We start from the raw sequence: 16,207 nt of genomic DNA, 5'->3' as shown, positions 1-16,207 counted from the left end.
GTGCCCCTGACCAGCGGATTTGCGCGTCTAGGCGCGGTCATCTTTGGGCGAGCCGATCACTACATAAGTTGTGATCGAATGCACCTGCGGCAGGGTGCCCAATTTCTCGGTGTGCAGCACTTTATAACTCGCGAGGTCTTTGGTTTCGACCCGCAGGAGGTATTCAATCGTTCCAGTCACATTGTGACATTCCCGCACTTCGGCGACCTTCGAAATCGAGCGCTCAAAGGCTTCCTGACTGGTCTTGGAGTGATCATTGAGGCCGACGCCAATATAGGCCGTGAACCCCGCGCCAATGGCCGTTTGATCTATGGTGGCCCGATAGCCCGTAATGACGCCCCGCCGTTCAAGGTCTTGGACGCGTCGCAAGCAGGCGCTGGGCGAAAGGCCGACTTTCTGTGCGAGGTCAAGATTGCTGATCCGACCATTCATAGAAAGTTCGCGCAATATCTTTTGGTTAATGGGGTTAGAATCTATCATATGTTGTGAACATTCTGTCATTTTTGCAAATTTAGCAATCACATGTCGCGTCTGATGTGCAATATCTTGCGAATGGATATAGAAAACATCAAACCCCTCATGGTCTTTGCCTTCGTTATGTCGGTGACACCTGGGCCGAATAACCTGATGCTGATGGCGTCTGGCGCGAATTTTGGCCTCCTGCGCACGGTGCCTCACATGCTTGGCGTTGGGTTTGGCTTTGTCTTCATGGCGGTTCTTCTGGGCATGGGACTGATGCAGGTCTTTGACGTGTTTCCCGAAATGTTGACAGTTTTTAAAGTTTTGGCAGCGGTCTATATGGCCTATTTGGCCTATAAAATCGCAACGGCCCGCCCCCCAAAGGAGCAGGCGGCAAAGGGCCACCCGATGCGTTTTTACCAAGCGGTTTTGTTTCAATGGGTGAACCCGAAGGCCATCGGCATGGCGATCTCTGCGATGTCGCTTTATGCGGCGGACCAGACTTTGGCATCTGTATTATTAGTAGGCCTTATATTTGGCTGCGTAAATCTGCCGTCCGTCAGTCTTTGGGCCGTGATGGGCGTGCAAATGCAAAAGGTATTAACCAACCCAACCCGTATGCGCGTGTTTAACGGCATCATGGCGTTCTTGCTTTTGTTATCGGTCATTCCGGTTTTGAGGGCCAACTTATAACTCAGCAGTTGGGCACGTTCACCGCGAGGCCACCAAGGGAGGTTTCTTTGTATTTCTCGTGCATATCTTCGCCCGTTTGACGCATGGTTTCGATAACGGAATCGAGCGGAACAAGGTGGTGCCCGTCGCCACGAAGGGCCAGAGAAGCCGCCGACACCGCTTTGATCGCGCCTAGTCCGTTGCGCTCGATGCATGGCACTTGAACGAGGCCCCTGATCGGATCGCAGGTCATGCCCAAATGATGTTCCAGCGCGATTTCAGCAGCATTTTCGACCTGCTCAGGGGTGCCCCCCATAGCTGCCGCAAGGCCCGCCGCCGCCATCGCTGCCGCCGAACCAACCTCGGCCTGACATCCGCATTCCGCGCCGGAAATTGAAGCGTTATGTTTGACCAGCCCGCCAATGGCCGCCGCTGTAAGGAGGAAGTCGGGAATCTGTGAGGGCGAAGCGTTGGGAACGAAATCGAGCCAGTAGCGCAATGTTGCGGGAAGCACGCCCGACGCGCCGTTGGTCGGGGCGGTCACGACTTGGCCGCCGGCGGCGTTTTCCTCATTTACTGCCATCGCAAAGCAACTCATCCAGTCGTTGATGGTATGCGGCGCACTTAGGTTGAGGCCGCGCTCCGCCAGCAAGCTTTCGTGGATCGCTTTGGCCCGTCGTCGTACCGACAAGCCACCGGGGAGGATGCCATCGGTGGCGAGGCCTCGGGTGATGCAATCGTTCATGACGTCCCAAAGGCGCAGGATGTCTTTGTCCAAATCCGCCGAGGTTTTACGCGCGTGTTCATTGGCGCGTTTTAGGTCGGCAATGGATTTGCCCGAAGCGCGGCACATATCGAGCATCTCGACGGCCGTTTGGAACGGGAAGGGGATCGGTTCGCCCGGATCGGTGTTTTTGCCCGCTGCAAGTTCGGCCTCGGTCATCACAAAGCCGCCGCCGACGGAGTAGTAAACATCGCGCAGAATGACGTCGCCTTGGGCGTCAGTGGCCATCAGGATCATGCCGTTCGCATGGCCCGAAAGCACAGTGTCGTAGTCGAATTTGAGGTCCGTCGTTGGGTCAAAAGCAAGCGGCAGGAGACCCTCGGTTGTTATGATTTTTGTCGCGTGAATTTGCGCCAAGGTTTCCTCGGCTTTTGCTGCATCATAGGCCTCAGGTGTGAAACCCGCGAGGCCGAGGATGGTGGCGCGATCAGTGGCGTGGCCTACTCCGGTGAAGGCGAGCGAACCGTGAAGGGAAGCCCGCAGGCCATGTGCCCTGAAGGGCGACCCCCGAAGGCGCTCAAGGAAATGCGCGGCGGCGACCATGGGGCCCATTGTATGGCTTGAGCTCGGGCCGATACCGATTTTAAACATGTCGAAAACGGAGAGAAACATCATGGCCTCGCGTGAAAAGTTTCCTATAGGAAACACGCGCGGGGGGAGGGTGCAAGGGTGCATGCGACACTGTTTGCGCTAAAGGCGGCGAAACCCGTGCATATTTTCGGCAATTGCCTCTCGCCGCGCCGCGTGAGGTTTTGTATAAACACCCCAACTTATGAGGAGTCGCACTATGTCTGGAGAACTTTCCCCTATCGATAAGGCCAAATTCGTCGCCGCCAAACGGGCCGTCGAATATGTCGAGGACGGGATGCGCGTTGGCATGGGCACGGGCTCAACTGCGGCATGGATGGTGCGGTGTTTGGGCGAGATGGTGCGTGAGGAGGGGCTGAATATTACGGCCGTTCCCACATCGACCCGCACCGCTGAATTGGCCCGCAGCGTGGGCATCAAAGTTGTGTCCTTGGACGAGGCCAAATGGCTGGACGTTACGATTGACGGCGCGGATGAATATGACGGTAACCTCAATTTGATCAAAGGCGGCGGTGGCGCCCTGTTGCAAGAAAAGATCGTGGCCACGGCGAGCGATCAGATGGTCGTTATTGCGGATATTTCCAAGCAAGTAGAGACCCTTGGCGCGTTTCCTTTGCCCGTTGAAGTGATCCCCTTTGGCTGGCAAACCAGCAAGGCGTTGATCGAAGAGACCCTTATTGGCCTTGATGTTTTGGGGCGCACGACCAGCCTTCGGATGAATGGCGATGCGGCCTTTTTGACCGATGAGGGGAACTATATTCTGGACCTCCATTTGCACCGGATCGGCAATGCACGTCAGATGAGTCTGGTGCTCAATCAGATCCCGGGTGTTGTGGAAAACGGGCTGTTTGTTGATATTTGTGACGTAGTTGTGATCGGCTATGGGGATGGAAAAGTCGAAGTGCGCGATATAAATAATGGAACAGTTGAGGAGTCCCGTCTTGATTTCGTCGAGAGTGACAACCTTTTTGCGGATCTAGGGGACTAAATTATGACATTCGACTTTGATCTATTCGTCATCGGTGGCGGAAGCGGAGGCGTGCGCGCCGCGAGACTTTCATCGACCGAAGGTGGCGCCCGCGTTGGTTTGGCCGAGGAATACCGTCTGGGGGGCACCTGTGTGATCCGTGGATGTGTTCCGAAAAAACTGATGGTTTACGCGAGTGAATACAAAGATCTTATGGTCGACGCCGCACATTATGGTTGGGACGTTTCGGTTGGCGATTTCGACTGGCATACGTTTCATCCGCATTTGACGCGCGAGTTGAACCGTCTTGAGGGGATTTACGGCTCGATTTTGGACAATAACAATGTTCAACGTTTTAATGCCCGCGCCGAACTTGTGGATGCGCATACGGTGAAATTATCGACGGGCGAACAATTTACAGCCAAGCATATTCTGGTGGCCGTTGGGGGCCGTCCCTTTACGCCCAAATTCTCTGGGTCCGAGCACACGATCACTTCGAATGAAATCTTCCTGTGGGACGATTTACCGAAGTCGGTTTTGATTGTTGGCGGTGGGTTTATTGCCTGCGAATTTGCCTGCATCCTTAAGGGGATGGGCGTCGAAGTCACGCAATATTATCGCGGCGAGCAAATCCTGCGGGGCTTTGATCGTGAGGCGACTGATGTGATCGCGAGCGAGATGATCACCAAGGGGATCGACCTACAGCTGGGCGAGAATGTGGAAAGCATCCTTAAGACCGAAACGGGCCTTCAGGTGACGTCAACTTGTGGTCAAGTGGTTGAATTTGATCAAGTTATCTACGCTACAGGGCGGGTGCCCAATACGACAGGTATGGGCCTTGAGGCAGCGGGCGTTGCGCTGGGCGGCAAGGGGGAAATCCTTGTTGATGACTATTCGCAAACCAATATTCCATCGATCTTTGCCGTGGGCGATGTAACCGACCGCATCAATCTTACCCCCGTCGCCATCCGCGAAGGCGCGGCGTTTGTGGATACGGTTTTCCATGGCAATCCAACCAAGCCTGACCACGATTTGGTGGCTTCGGCCGTCTTTACCCAGCCAGAGTTTGGTACCGTTGGCATGACCGAAGATGAGGCCGCGAAAACCGGTGCGGTTGAAGTCTACACCACGAGTTTCCGCCCCATGCAGACGCTTTTTGCGGGGCGTCAGAACAAAGCCTTTATGAAATTAATAGTTTCCGTTGAGACCCGAGTTGTTTTGGGCTGTCACATTGTGGGCCCGAGCGCGGGCGAAATGATCCAAATGGTCGGAATTGCAGTAAAAATGGGTGCGACGAAGGAAGATTTTGATCGCACATGTGCGGTGCATCCTGTCATGGCCGAAGAATTGGTGACAATGAAAACGCCAACACGCGTTGTTCCTGCCGCCTCTAAGGTGGCAATGCCTTGAAATTTCGGTTAGAAGCCGCATCTAAGTAAGTAGCATAGTTAATTCAGACGTTAGGAAGCTTTATGGCGGGAAATAATGGCGGCCCTTGGGGTGGCGGAGGCGGCGACGATGGTGGCGATAAAGATAATCGTCCCAATAACGGCGGTGGACGTAAACCCGGACAAGACGGACCCCAACTCCCCGAACTTGAGGAATTGGTAAAAAAGGGGCAAGAACAGCTTCGCGTTTTGATGGGTGGTCGCGGCGGCGGTGGTCGCAGCAATGGCGGCTCCGGTGGCGGCGAAGGTCAGGGACCTGCCCTCAACGGAACAACGATTGCAATTGGTGGCCTTGTGGCGCTGGGCCTTTGGGCTTTTGCATCGTTTTACACCGTCAAACCGGAAGAGCAGTCAGTAGAACTGTTCCTTGGTAAGTATTATTCAACCGGCGAGCCGGGCCTGAACTTTGCGCCCTGGCCCTTTGTGACCAAAGAAATCCTAACCGTTTCGCGCGAGCAAATCGTGGAAATCGGCACCGGAGCGCGCGATGGTCTGATGCTCACTGGCGATGAAAACATCGTCGACATCGACTTCCAAGTCGTTTGGAACATCAATGATCCCGCGAAATATCTGTTCAATCTACGCGACCCAGAGGCGACCATTTTGGCGGTGTCTGAATCGGCGATGCGCGAAGTTATTGCCCAATCTAACCTGTCACCGATTCTGAATAGGGATCGCGGGTTGATTGCCGACACGGTGAAAGCACTGGTTCAAGACACTTTGAATTCATACAATGCCGGCTTGAACGTCGTGCGGGTCAACTTCAAAAAGGCCGATCCGCCCAGCGAGGTTATCGAAGCATTCCGCGATGTTCAGGCCGCCTCGCAAGAGCGTGATAAGCTTGAGAAACAAGCGGATGCTTATGCCAACAAAGCTTTGGCGGGCGCGCGCGGGGAAGCTGCACAGGTTCTCGAAGAATCCGAAGCATATCGTGCACAGGTCGTAAACCAAGCCGAGGGTGAAGCCAGCCGGTTCCTCTCGATTCTGGCAGAATTCCGCAAGGCGCCTGAAGTTACGCGCAAACGTCTTTATCTTGAGACAATGGAGCGTGTTTTGGGCCGTGTAGACAAAGTTATTATCGACGGCGACTCTGCGGGGCAGGGTGTTGTGCCTTATCTTCCGCTCAACGAGTTACGTAAAACCGGAGGGACAGAATAATGAAAAAGACAGCATATATTCTACCAGTCGTCGTAGCAGCCGTCGTTCTTGGGTTCATGTCCATGTTTATCGTGGATGAAAAAGAAAAGGCGCTTGTCCTTCAGTTTGGTCAGGTTAAAGCCGTCAAGGAAGAACCGGGTCTCGCGTTTAAAATTCCGTTTATTCAAGAGGTTGTCTACTATGATGACCGTATCTTGAGCCGGGATGTCGAAGCCTTGGAAGTCACGCCGTTGGATGATCGCCGGTTGATCGTTGACGCCTTTGCGCGGTATCGGATCACAGACGTGGAACGGTTCCGTCGGGCTGTTGGTGCGGGTGGTGAACGGGCTGGTGAAGCGCGTTTGGATTCAATCCTTGTTTCAATAATTCGCGAAGTCTTGGGGGGCGTAACGTCTAACGATATTCTCTCTGCGGATCGGATTGCGTTAATGTCGGAAATTCGTGCCGGTGCCGTTTTCGAAGCTCAAACCTTGGGGCTTGAGGTGGTTGATGTACGTTTGAAACGCACAGATTTACCGCAAGCAAACCAAGGGGCAACTTTTGATCGGATGCGCGCAGAACGGGAACGTGAAGCGACCGACGAGCGTGCGCGCGGGAATGAGGCGGCACAACGTGTGCGGGCTCTCGCAGATCGTACCGTGGTTGAATTGGTTTCGGATGCGAGACGCCAGTCCGAGATTATTCGCGGTGAAGCCGATGCCAAACGCAACGGAATTTTTGCGACGGCCTATGGGTCGGACCAAGATTTCTTTGAATTCTATCGCTCGCTAACGGCGTATGAACGTGCTTTCCAAGCGGGAAATTCTTCGATGGTGTTGTCACCTGACAGTGAGTTTTTCAAATTCATGCGGTCGTCCACCGGTGAAGTTCCCGCGAAATAAGGGCGCTATAGATCTCAATTTTAGGGCCCATGTTTCGCGACATGGGCCTTTTTTGTTGGCGGAAGCGAGGCTTTCTCGTGGCGGGAGATTTCGTACCCGTCCCTTGAAAAAAAATGAATCGGCCACACCTTCAAATCAATGGTAACATTGCAGTCACGTTCATTTGTGAGTTCGCGATTTGATTTTGGGTTGCAAGTCCGCGCGCAGAGTTAAAGTAATTGCAAGGAATACGGCAACAAAGTGCTGGATGCAGTGTCGCCGCAGGATGATGTGTAAAATAGGAGCTTAAAGTGAAATCTTTGGCAGTTTCAATTGATCGAGACGTAGAACAGAAATCAAACATGGTGAGAGCGGCCTTGTTCGCAACATTGGCTTTGGTTCTGTTTCTCGCACAGAGCATGGTCGCGTTCGCACGCGGTGCGCCCGAAAGTTTTGCGGATCTCGCAGAATCCATTAGCCCGTCCGTGGTGAACATAACAACCTCAACGACCATTGCGCGCGCCACTCAACCGGGTCCTGTCGTGCCGGAAGGCTCCCCGTTTGAGGATTACTTTCGCGACTTTTTGGATCGTCGTGAAGGGGGCGGGGATCAACCTCAGCGCAGCCAAGCTTTGGGATCGGGTTTTGTGATTTCCGAGGATGGTTTTATCGTCACGAACAATCACGTGATTGACGGGGCGGACGAAATCATGATCGAATTTTTCACGGGTGAGGAATATCCCGCCCGTTTAATTGGCCGTGATCCCAATACGGACATTGCGCTTCTGAAGGTTGAGAGTGACACACCATTACCATTTGTGGTTTTTGGCGACAGTGACAATGCACGTGTCGGTGACTGGGTCATGGCCGTTGGCAATCCGTTGGGACAGGGTTTTTCGGTTTCCGCAGGGATTATTTCAGCGCGCAACCGGGCGCTTTCTGGTAGCTATGACGATTATATCCAGACCGACGCGGCGATTAACCGTGGCAACTCTGGTGGTCCCTTGTTCAATATGGACGGCGATGTTGTGGGCGTGAATACGGCCATTCTGTCGCCCAATGGCGGCTCCATCGGGATTGGTTTTTCGATGTCATCGGCGGTTGTCAGCAAAGTTGTAAATCAGTTGCAAGAGTTCGGTGAAACCCGTCGTGGATGGCTGGGTGTGCGCATTCAGGACATCGATTCTGACGTGGCCGAGGCACTTGGACTTCCTGACGCGACGGGTGCTTTGGTGACGGATGTTCCAGAGGGTCCTTCGGCTGATGCTGGTGTCAAAGCTGGAGACGTGATTACATCTTTCGATGGTGTCGAGGTTGAGGATACCCGTGCATTGGTGCGCCGCGTTGGAGAAACGGAAGTTGGTAAAGCTGTTGATATGGAAGTGTTCCGTGAGGGTGAAGCAAAGACGCTCACGATCACTTTGGGACGTCGCGAAACTGCGGAAGGAAATGGCGATACTGTCGTGCCGTCCCCTGAGGCTCAAGATCCCGTTGAGATGGAAATTCTTGGCGTTACTTTGACTGAGCTTACGGATGAGGTGCGCGAGGCACTTGAATTGCCAAGCAGCGTCAATGGTTTGCTCGTGAAAGGCATCGACGAAACCAGTGAAGCCTTTGAAAAAGGTTTGCGGGCGGGGGATGTGATCTCGGAGGCAGGCCAGCAAGCCGTGAATTCGCTTCAAGACCTTGAAGACCAAATTGAAGATGCCAAAGATGCAGGGCGCAAATCCTTGCTTCTTCTTGTGCGTCGTGACGGTGAGCCGCGCTATATGGCGGTTAACTTGTCATAATTTTCGGATCACTAGGGTCTGATCTCGGGGCGTCGCATGAAAATGCGGCGCCTTTTTCAGTCTAGGATGTAGTTTGACAAGCCAAGTTGCTGGCCCGCTTCGAGTGAGACGATAGAGCTGTTGAGGCCCTGAATTTCTTGGTATTTTCGAACGGCTTGGCGGGTCGGCGAATCCATTTCACCGTTGATTGGTCCCGCGTAATACCCGCGCACGCTTAAGGCGCGTTGAAGGTTGAGGATGAAATCCTCGCCGATAGTCTCCGAGCAGGGTGTCTCAAACCAGATTTCATCCCGCTGGCGGGTGATCTCTTGGCGGGTTTCGACGCGATAGATCGCAGGTTTCGTGATCGTTCCGCTCGCATCGACCTCTTCGGGTTCAACGAGAAATTTCTCGGTGGTTGTTTGGATGGTTGCAGGCGTTTCGTCGCGCGCCCAACAGCTTCCCTCGCGGGCATTTGGCGGAGCGCTGGCTTGGCTGACAGCTAGCTCGGGCTCACTCAGGCTCGCCACGTGGACGCCCTTGTCAACGCAAGCGGACAGGCCAAACGCCGCACTCAAAAGCACGGCGGTCGCACGAAAATACCCGAGTTTCGGGTTGGTCATATTGATTTTGCTCATTCTGCTCTTCTCTGCGGCGGATCTTTTGCCCACCTGCAGGAGCAATCTTAGCGTGGTTTGAGCGACGCGAGAACCCGTGTCGACTTGGTTTGTGGCGCAGGTTGCACCGTTGCATCAGCGCGCAGCAGATCGTCGAGCATATAAGAGATGTCCTCCACCACTTCGGCGACCACATGAATGACGGTATTTTCCCGCTGAATACGCCCCGTTACCCGCAGCAAACGCCCCGCCACCACCGCGCGACGATAGCGTTCGTAGATATTCTGCCAGACCACGATATTGGAAACGCCCGTCTCGTCTTCCAGCGTTAAAAAAATCACGCCTTTGGCGGTTCCGGGCCGTTGGCGCACCAAAACAAGCCCCGCAACAGCCACCCGCGCCCCCGCAGGCGGCTCCTCTAGACGCGCGTGCGGCAAGCAGGCCGGAGGGCGCGGCCATGTATTGGGTTGAAAATGGGGGGCGGGGTTAAATATCTGCATGAGAACAAATATAGAACATTTGTAAAATTTAACAAGTGTTCGTGAGCCAGCGGCAAAAGAGGGTGGCGCAGGGCAGGCACCTTAGATATTCACGTCCCCAACTGTTAAAGGAAAAGATACATGGCCAAAATAACATACATCGAGCACAACGGCAAAAAACACGAAGTGGAGGTGGCCAATGGGCTATCTGTCATGGAAGGTGCGCGCGACAATAACATTCCCGGAATCGAAGCCGATTGCGGTGGCGCTTGCGCCTGTTCCACATGCCACGTTTACGTGGACGAAGCATGGTTAGAAAAAATCCCAGGCAAAGACGCGATGGAAGAAGACATGTTGGATTTCGCCTTTCAGCCAAACCCCACGACCTCCCGCCTGACCTGTCAGATCAAAGTGACGGACGCTTTGGACGGGCTTGTGGTGCAAATGCCAGAAAAACAAATCTAATGGTCAGGGGCGCGCTCTTTGCACTGGCTTTTGTGGCGACACCTGCTTCGGCGGATGTAATCACCAAAGCCGAATATAGCGCCCCAACACAGCGCTATGATCACGGTATTCTTGGGGATTCCACGGAATACGGCGCGCTTGTTCTAACGATGTCTTCGGGCAAAAAAATGCGCCTCACTTTGCCCGAGGACCACGTGTTCGAAGATATCGCGCCCCGACTCATGGATGTCGATAACGACGGTGCGCCCGAAGTTGTGGTTATTGAAACCGATATGCATAAGGGGGCTGCTTTGGCCATTTATGACGCGTCGGGCAAAGTGGCCGAAACGCCGCATATCGGTCGCACGCACCGTTGGCTTGCCCCCATTGGCGGTGCTGATTTAGATGGGGATGGCCTCGTTGAACTGGCCTATATCGACCGCCCCCATTTGGCGCGAGTGCTTACGATCTGGCGCTTCCAAGATGGCGCATTGCATCCCGTTGCGACGCGCGAAGGTCTTACCAACCACAGCATCGGCCAAGACTATATTTCAGGTGGCATTCGCGACTGTGGCGATGGTCCCGAGATGATTACAACGACGAGTGATTGGTCGCAAATTGTAGCTTTGACTTTGGTGGGTGGCCGCATCGAAAGCCATGTATTGGGCCCGAATTCGGGCGCCAATTCTTTTTCAAATGCAATGAACTGCCGCGATTAACTAAAGCGCGCGATACCCAATATCGCGGCGGCAGAACCCTTCTGGCCAATCAATCTGATCCACCATTTTATAGGCCCGTTCCTGCGCTTCTTTGAGGCTGGCCCCGCGAGCGGTGACGTTCAACACACGTCCGCCATTGGCCGTAATTTTGCCGTCAATCTCTTTGGTTCCCGCATGGAAGGTCATGTTCATGCTGTCTTCGTTCAGGGATTTGAGGTCGCGAATTTCGGACCCTTTTGCATAGGCATTCGGATAGCCATTGGCAGCCAAAACCACCGTCAAAGCGTGATCGTCGGCCCAGTTGACCTGTGCTTTGTCGAGTTCACCGCGCGCACAGGCGAGCAATAAATCGAGAGCTTGAGCCCCCAAGCGCATCATTAAAACCTGACATTCAGGATCGCCAAAGCGGGCATTGTATTCCACGAGACGCGGCTGACCATTTTCAATCATAAAGCCCGCGTAAAGCACCCCCTGATAGGGCATGCCACGTTTTGCCATTTCGGCGACTGTGGGCTTGATGATCTCGTCCATGGCTTTTTGCGTCACAGCGTCGGTCATTACGGGCGCGGGAGAATAGGCGCCCATGCCACCGGTGTTGGGGCCTGTGTCGCCTTCGCCCACGCGCTTGTGGTCTTGGGCCGTGCCTATGGGCAAAACATTTTCGCCATCGCAAAGGATAAACCAGCTGGCTTCCTCGCCCATCATAAATTCCTCAATCACAACTTCCGCACCTGCCGCGCCAAACTCGCCTCCGAACATGTCGTCAATGGCGGCAAGGGCCTCAGCTTCGGTCATGGCAACGATGACGCCTTTTCCTGCGGCCAAACCGTCGGCTTTGACCACGATTGGTGCGCCTTGTTCTCGAATATATGATTTCGCGGCCTCGGCTTCGGTGAAATGCGCATAGGCCGCAGTAGGGGCGCCGGAGGCCGCGCAGATTTCCTTGGTGAAGTTTTTTGACGCTTCAAGTTGCGCCGCTTTTGCCGAGGGGCCAAAACACAAAATTCCCGCATTGCGCAGATCGTCGGCAACGCCAAGGGCAAGCGGTGCTTCGGGGCCGATTACCACGAAATCAATCGCGTTTTCCTCAGCAAATGTCACGACTTCGACGCCGTCACAGGGATCAATGGCAGCGCATTCCGCCATTTGTGCGATGCCCGCATTTCCGGGCGCAACGATCAACCGATCACACTTGGGGTTTTGTTTTATCGCCCATGCCAGTGCATGCTCGCGCCCACCGCTGCCTAAAATCAAAATGTTCATTGCGTCCCCCGCTTGGCCTTTGTTACGGGGCGTTCTAAGGTGCCTCACACCAAGAAACAAGCGAGCAGACATGTCCGACCTTATTGACGACCCCGAACCCGGCCAAAACGCCCCAGAATTCAGCGTAACCGAGATTTCGGGCGCCATAAAACGCACGATAGAGGGCGAATTTTCCCGTGTACGTGTGCGGGGCGAAGTGGGGCGGGTGAGTCGGCCTCGGTCGGGGCATATTTATCTCGACCTAAAAGACGATCGATCTGTTTTGTCTGGAATTATCTGGAAGGGCGTTTCCGCCAAGCTTGCAACCCAGCCTGAGGAAGGCATGGAGGTTGTTGCGACGGGCAAACTCACCACGTTTGGCGGGCAATCCAAGTATCAAATGGTGATCGAAGACATCGCCCCCGCCGGTATGGGCGCGTTGATGGCGATGTTGGAAAAGCGCAAAGCGCTGCTTATGGCGGAAGGGCTTTTTGATCAAGGGCGCAAGCGCGAGTTGCCGTATTTACCAGAGGTGATCGGGGTTATCACCTCACCTTCAGGGGCGGTTATTCGCGATATTCTGCATCGTTTACGCGACCGTTTCCCGCGCAAAGTTCTGATTTGGCCGGTCGCGGTGCAGGGCGCGAAATGTGCGCCTGAAGTTGTGGCCGCGATCGAAGGTTTCAATGCTATGACGCGGGGCGGGGCGATTCCCCGTCCTGACCTCATAATTGTCGCACGGGGCGGGGGCTCGATTGAGGACCTCTGGGGCTTCAATGAGGAGGCCGTCGCACGGGCCGCCGCCGCCAGTGAAATTCCGTTGATTTCGGCCGTAGGGCATGAAACCGACACAACATTGATCGATTTTGCCTCCGACAAACGCGCGCCGACACCAACGGCGGCGGCGGAACTTGCGGTGCCAGTGCGCATGGAGCTTTTGGCGCATATCGATGCTCAAGGCGGGCGGCTTTTGCGGGCAATCAGCCAAGGTGTTTCCCAGCGGAGGCAACGTTTGGCGGATGTGTCCCGCGCGCTCCCACGGCCAGAAAGTTTGCTCGAAAACGCAAGCCAGAGATTGGATCGTGCAAGTTTACAATTGGGGCCCAATCTAACCAAAGCTGTTCAATCTAAACGTTTGAAATTGCAGCAGGTATCCGCTCCACTTCAACCTGCTGTTCTGCGCAGCCAGATCAAAAGCGCACAAGATCGACTGGCGCGCTGGAGCCTTGGGCTTGCCCCTAGCCTTGCCCGTGGAACATCGCACAAACGGCAGGGGTTTGATAAAGTGGCCGTGCGCTTGCGGCCGGAAAATATTGAGCGCGAGATCCTGCGCAAGAAAGATCGCTTAGAGGGCGTTTCCAAACGATTTGTCGCGCTTGCTCGTACGCAAACCGATGCGCGGCGTGAGCGTCTCGACGGATATGAGCGGATGCGGCAAAGCCTAGGATATACTGAGACGCTTAAGCGGGGCTATGCCGTCGTGAGGGGCGAGGATGGAACCCTTGTGACCACTGTGACTGCGGCAAAATCCGCAGGGGTTTTGGAGGTTCAATTCCAAGATGGGCGCATGTCTACGGGGGCTGTTTCTTCCACGCCGAAGTCTGAATCGACTCTCCAAAAAGCCAAAAAGAAAACCAATCCGCCGGGCGGGCAAGGGACTTTATTTTAGCACCCTTTAAACGCCGACGTCCGGCCCCTTGCAATACAGCGGGGTGGAACTGCGCGCGGTTTCATAAAGCTCGTCAGATGTGGGCGCATTTTCATAATGCGCAATCAAACCGTTGCTCCCCACTGAAAACGACCAACATTGCGGCACCGTCGGCCCATCGTAAATAAAGCATATTTCGTCATTTTGCGCGAACCAAGTACCGTCCTGGCATTCCCCATCATTGAACGACCAGCGCACGTGATTGTCCGGTAAATACTCCTCGACTCCAAACACTTGCCCGTTTTTTGAATAGGTCAACGTCTTGCCCGTTACGTAGGCTGAAAAGCTTTTTTCCCCAAGAGTTTCTAAATCCAAAACATCCGTCGCAAGGGCGTGTTTTGGAATAGAAACAAGAGCTAGTATGGCAAGGGTACGCAACAACATTCAATTCACCAGTTTGGTAATCGGATGCGCGAACTATGCCAGAAAATACTGAAGGGCTCCAGAAATATTCAATTTGATTACAATCGTAGTTAATCCGGGCCGATGCGAAACAAAGCACAACGTTTCCGAAGTGTTTTGTGTCGCTTTTGTTGTGGTGCGTGCCCAATCGAACCTTATGATGAGGCAATAATATGGGAGAACGGTGTGGACCAAAAAACAGGCGTGTGGAAGTCCGCTAAGGGCAAGGGGCGCACGACGCCCAAGGGCCGTCAATTGGACGATGCTGCTTTGAGCGAGGTTCGGACACTTTTGGCAGATGTGCCGCGTCGCCGCGATCTGCTGATTGAATTTCTACATCTTATTCAAGACGCGTATGGCCATCTTTCTGCCCCTCATTTGCGGGCGTTGGCCGAGGAAATGCGCGTTTCAATGGCGGAGATTCAAGAGGTCGCGAGTTTTTACGCGCATTTTGATGTTGTGCGTGAAGGAGAGGCCGTTCCGCCTGCGCTGACAATTCGAGTTTGCGACTCGCTGTCTTGTGAAATGGAGGGCGCGCAGCAATTGATGAGCGCCCTGAAGGCAGGAAGCGATCCCGCTTCTGTGCGGATTTTGCGCGCGCCCTGTATGGGCCGTTGTGACATGGCACCGGTTGCCGAGGTCGGGCATAATCACATTGATCATGCGACGCCCGAGAAGGTTTTGGCGGCTGTGGCTGCGCGTGATGTCCACACAAAAATTCCCGAATATGAAGATTATGGCGCCTATGTTTCAGGCGGTGGATATCGCGTTTTGCATGCGTTGCGTGAAAATGGTGACCCAGAGGCGACGGCGGAAACCGTTTTTGAATCTGGGTTGCGTGGCCTTGGAGGCGCGGGCTTTCCGTCAGGCAAGAAGTGGGGGTTTGTCTTCGCGGAAACGGGGACCAAGTATTTGGCTGTGAATGGCGACGAAGGGGAGCCTGGAACGTTTAAGGACCGTGTGCACCTAGAAGCCGAACCGCATCTTTTTCTAGAAGGTATGTTGATCGCCGCATGGAGCATTGGCGCGGAAAAAGCCTTTATTTATCTGCGGGATGAGTATCCTGCGGCGTGCGAAATCCTGAAGCGGGAAATCGCAAAACTTGTCGAGCAGAAGATTGTTCAAGAGGGTTATATTGACCTTCGCCGCGGCGCTGGCGCCTATATCTGTGGTGAAGAAAGCGCGATGATCGAGAGCATTGAGGGCAAGCGCGGATTGCCACGCCATCGTCCGCCATTTGTTGCGCAGGTCGGGATTTTTAACCGTCCAACATTGGTTCACAACGTGGAAACCCTCGCTTGGGTGGCGCGTATTCTGCGCGAAGGGCCGGAGGTTTTTTCGGGGGTTGAGCATAACGGGCGGGTTGGGCTGCGCAACTACTCCGTTTCGGGGCGGGTCGCTAAACCGGGTGTCTACCTTTTGCCTGCAGGATCGACCGTAACCGATATTATTTCTGCGGCGGGCGGCATGAAACAAGGCCACATTTTCCACGCGTATCAACCCGGCGGGCCGTCGTCGGGGTTGCTTCCTGCACACTTAAACGACGTTCCACTTGATTTTGACACGCTTCAGCCACACGGAACGTTTATCGGATCGGCCGCCGTTGTTATTCTCTCGGATCAAGATCGCCCTAGGGACGCCGCGCTCAATATGTTGCGGTTTTTTGAGGATGAAAGTTGTGGGCAATGCACGCCGTGTCGCGTTGGCTGTGAGAAAGCCGTGAAGTTGATGCAGGCGGATCATTGGGATCAACCATTGCTAGAAGAACTCTGCCAAACGATGGTCGATGCGTCGATCTGTGGTTTGGGCCAAGCCGCGCCAAATCCGATCCGACTTGTGATGAAGCATTTCCCCGACGAAATTTAGCGTTTCACGGACGTAAAAAAGGTGA

At 54.3% G+C, this 16,207-nt stretch carries 16 protein-coding genes; 10 read left to right on the top strand and 6 right to left on the bottom strand.

Going from position 1 to position 16,207, the window contains the following annotated elements; genetic code table 11:
• Positions 1-27: 27 nt before the first annotated feature.
• The gene (locus tag AB9F26_RS07860) at positions 28-480 is read right to left on the bottom strand and encodes an Lrp/AsnC family transcriptional regulator (RefSeq protein ID WP_335585831.1); all 453 of its coding nucleotides are present in this window, start codon (positions 478-480) and stop codon (positions 28-30) included.
• Positions 481-552: 72 nt separating this feature from the next.
• On the opposite strand from AB9F26_RS07860, the gene AB9F26_RS07855 reads away from it, so the two are divergent.
• Positions 553-1,152 (top strand): LysE family translocator, encoded by a 600-nt coding sequence (locus tag AB9F26_RS07855; protein ID WP_335585830.1) that lies wholly within the window; start codon positions 553-555, stop codon positions 1,150-1,152.
• Position 1,153: 1 nt separating this feature from the next.
• Here the strand turns inward: AB9F26_RS07855 and AB9F26_RS07850 are convergent, their stop codons facing one another.
• Complete coding sequence (locus AB9F26_RS07850; protein ID WP_335585846.1) at positions 1,154-2,527, bottom strand: L-serine ammonia-lyase; 1,374 nt, start codon at positions 2,525-2,527, stop codon at positions 1,154-1,156.
• Positions 2,528-2,702: 175 nt separating this feature from the next.
• On the opposite strand from AB9F26_RS07850, the gene rpiA reads away from it, so the two are divergent.
• From rpiA to AB9F26_RS07825, 5 genes are all read left to right on the top strand, one after another.
• A complete protein-coding gene (gene rpiA / locus AB9F26_RS07845; RefSeq protein WP_369767742.1) occupies positions 2,703-3,491 on the top strand; it encodes a ribose-5-phosphate isomerase RpiA in 789 nt (262 codons plus the stop codon).
• Between the two features lie 3 nt (positions 3,492-3,494).
• Positions 3,495-4,880, top strand: coding sequence for a glutathione-disulfide reductase (gene gor / locus AB9F26_RS07840; protein ID WP_335585829.1), 1,386 nt, complete (start codon positions 3,495-3,497; stop codon positions 4,878-4,880).
• Positions 4,881-4,942: 62 nt separating this feature from the next.
• Positions 4,943-6,076: an FtsH protease activity modulator HflK gene (hflK, locus tag AB9F26_RS07835; RefSeq protein ID WP_335585828.1), complete on the top strand. Its 1,134-nt coding sequence runs from the start codon at positions 4,943-4,945 to the stop codon at positions 6,074-6,076.
• Positions 6,076-6,957, top strand: a complete 882-nt coding sequence (locus tag AB9F26_RS07830) for a protease modulator HflC (RefSeq protein WP_335585827.1) — start codon at positions 6,076-6,078, stop codon at positions 6,955-6,957. Before hflK ends, AB9F26_RS07830 begins: the two co-directional genes overlap by 1 nt.
• Before the next feature lie 341 nt (positions 6,958-7,298).
• Entirely contained in the window at positions 7,299-8,726 is a 1,428-nt protein-coding gene (locus AB9F26_RS07825) for a DegQ family serine endoprotease (RefSeq protein WP_335585845.1), read from the top strand.
• 56 nt (positions 8,727-8,782) lie between these two features.
• Here AB9F26_RS07825 and AB9F26_RS07820 read toward each other — a convergent pair whose 3' ends face one another.
• Both AB9F26_RS07820 and AB9F26_RS07815 read right to left on the bottom strand, forming a co-directional pair.
• Complete coding sequence (locus AB9F26_RS07820) at positions 8,783-9,343, bottom strand: peptidoglycan-binding domain-containing protein (protein WP_335585826.1); 561 nt, start codon at positions 9,341-9,343, stop codon at positions 8,783-8,785.
• 47 nt (positions 9,344-9,390) lie between these two features.
• Positions 9,391-9,822, bottom strand: coding sequence for an OB-fold nucleic acid binding domain-containing protein (locus tag AB9F26_RS07815; protein ID WP_335585825.1), 432 nt, complete (start codon positions 9,820-9,822; stop codon positions 9,391-9,393).
• A gap of 120 nt (positions 9,823-9,942) precedes the next feature.
• Here AB9F26_RS07815 and AB9F26_RS07810 point away from each other — a divergent pair, with 120 nt between their 5' ends.
• On the top strand, positions 9,943-10,266 hold the full coding sequence (locus AB9F26_RS07810) for a 2Fe-2S iron-sulfur cluster-binding protein (protein ID WP_039002592.1): 324 nt from the start codon (positions 9,943-9,945) through the stop codon (positions 10,264-10,266).
• Positions 10,266-10,964 (top strand): FG-GAP repeat domain-containing protein, encoded by a 699-nt coding sequence (locus tag AB9F26_RS07805; protein ID WP_369767741.1) that lies wholly within the window; start codon positions 10,266-10,268, stop codon positions 10,962-10,964. The genes AB9F26_RS07810 and AB9F26_RS07805 overlap by 1 nt, the downstream gene beginning before the upstream one ends.
• Here the strand turns inward: AB9F26_RS07805 and purD are convergent, their stop codons facing one another.
• Positions 10,965-12,227, bottom strand: coding sequence for a phosphoribosylamine--glycine ligase (gene purD / locus AB9F26_RS07800; RefSeq protein ID WP_335585823.1), 1,263 nt, complete (start codon positions 12,225-12,227; stop codon positions 10,965-10,967).
• 70 nt (positions 12,228-12,297) lie between these two features.
• Here purD and xseA point away from each other — a divergent pair, with 70 nt between their 5' ends.
• Entirely contained in the window at positions 12,298-13,875 is a 1,578-nt protein-coding gene (xseA, locus tag AB9F26_RS07795; protein WP_335585822.1) for an exodeoxyribonuclease VII large subunit, read from the top strand.
• A 6-nt stretch (positions 13,876-13,881) separates the two neighbouring features.
• Here the strand turns inward: xseA and AB9F26_RS07790 are convergent, their stop codons facing one another.
• Positions 13,882-14,298 carry a hypothetical protein gene (locus AB9F26_RS07790; RefSeq protein ID WP_335585821.1) on the bottom strand — a complete coding sequence of 139 codons (417 nt, stop codon included), beginning with the start codon at positions 14,296-14,298 and terminating at the stop codon, positions 13,882-13,884.
• A 204-nt stretch (positions 14,299-14,502) separates the two neighbouring features.
• Here AB9F26_RS07790 and AB9F26_RS07785 point away from each other — a divergent pair, with 204 nt between their 5' ends.
• Entirely contained in the window at positions 14,503-16,182 is a 1,680-nt protein-coding gene (locus tag AB9F26_RS07785; RefSeq protein ID WP_335585820.1) for an NAD(P)H-dependent oxidoreductase subunit E, read from the top strand.
• Positions 16,183-16,207 lie beyond the last annotated feature (25 nt).

Source organism: Falsihalocynthiibacter sp. BN13B15, assembly GCF_041205415.1.
In the GTDB taxonomy this organism is placed as follows: Bacteria; Pseudomonadota; Alphaproteobacteria; order Rhodobacterales; family Rhodobacteraceae; genus Falsihalocynthiibacter; species Falsihalocynthiibacter arcticus.
Note: the sequence above shows the minus strand (reverse complement) of the source record. Positions and strands in the feature narration are given on the sequence as shown.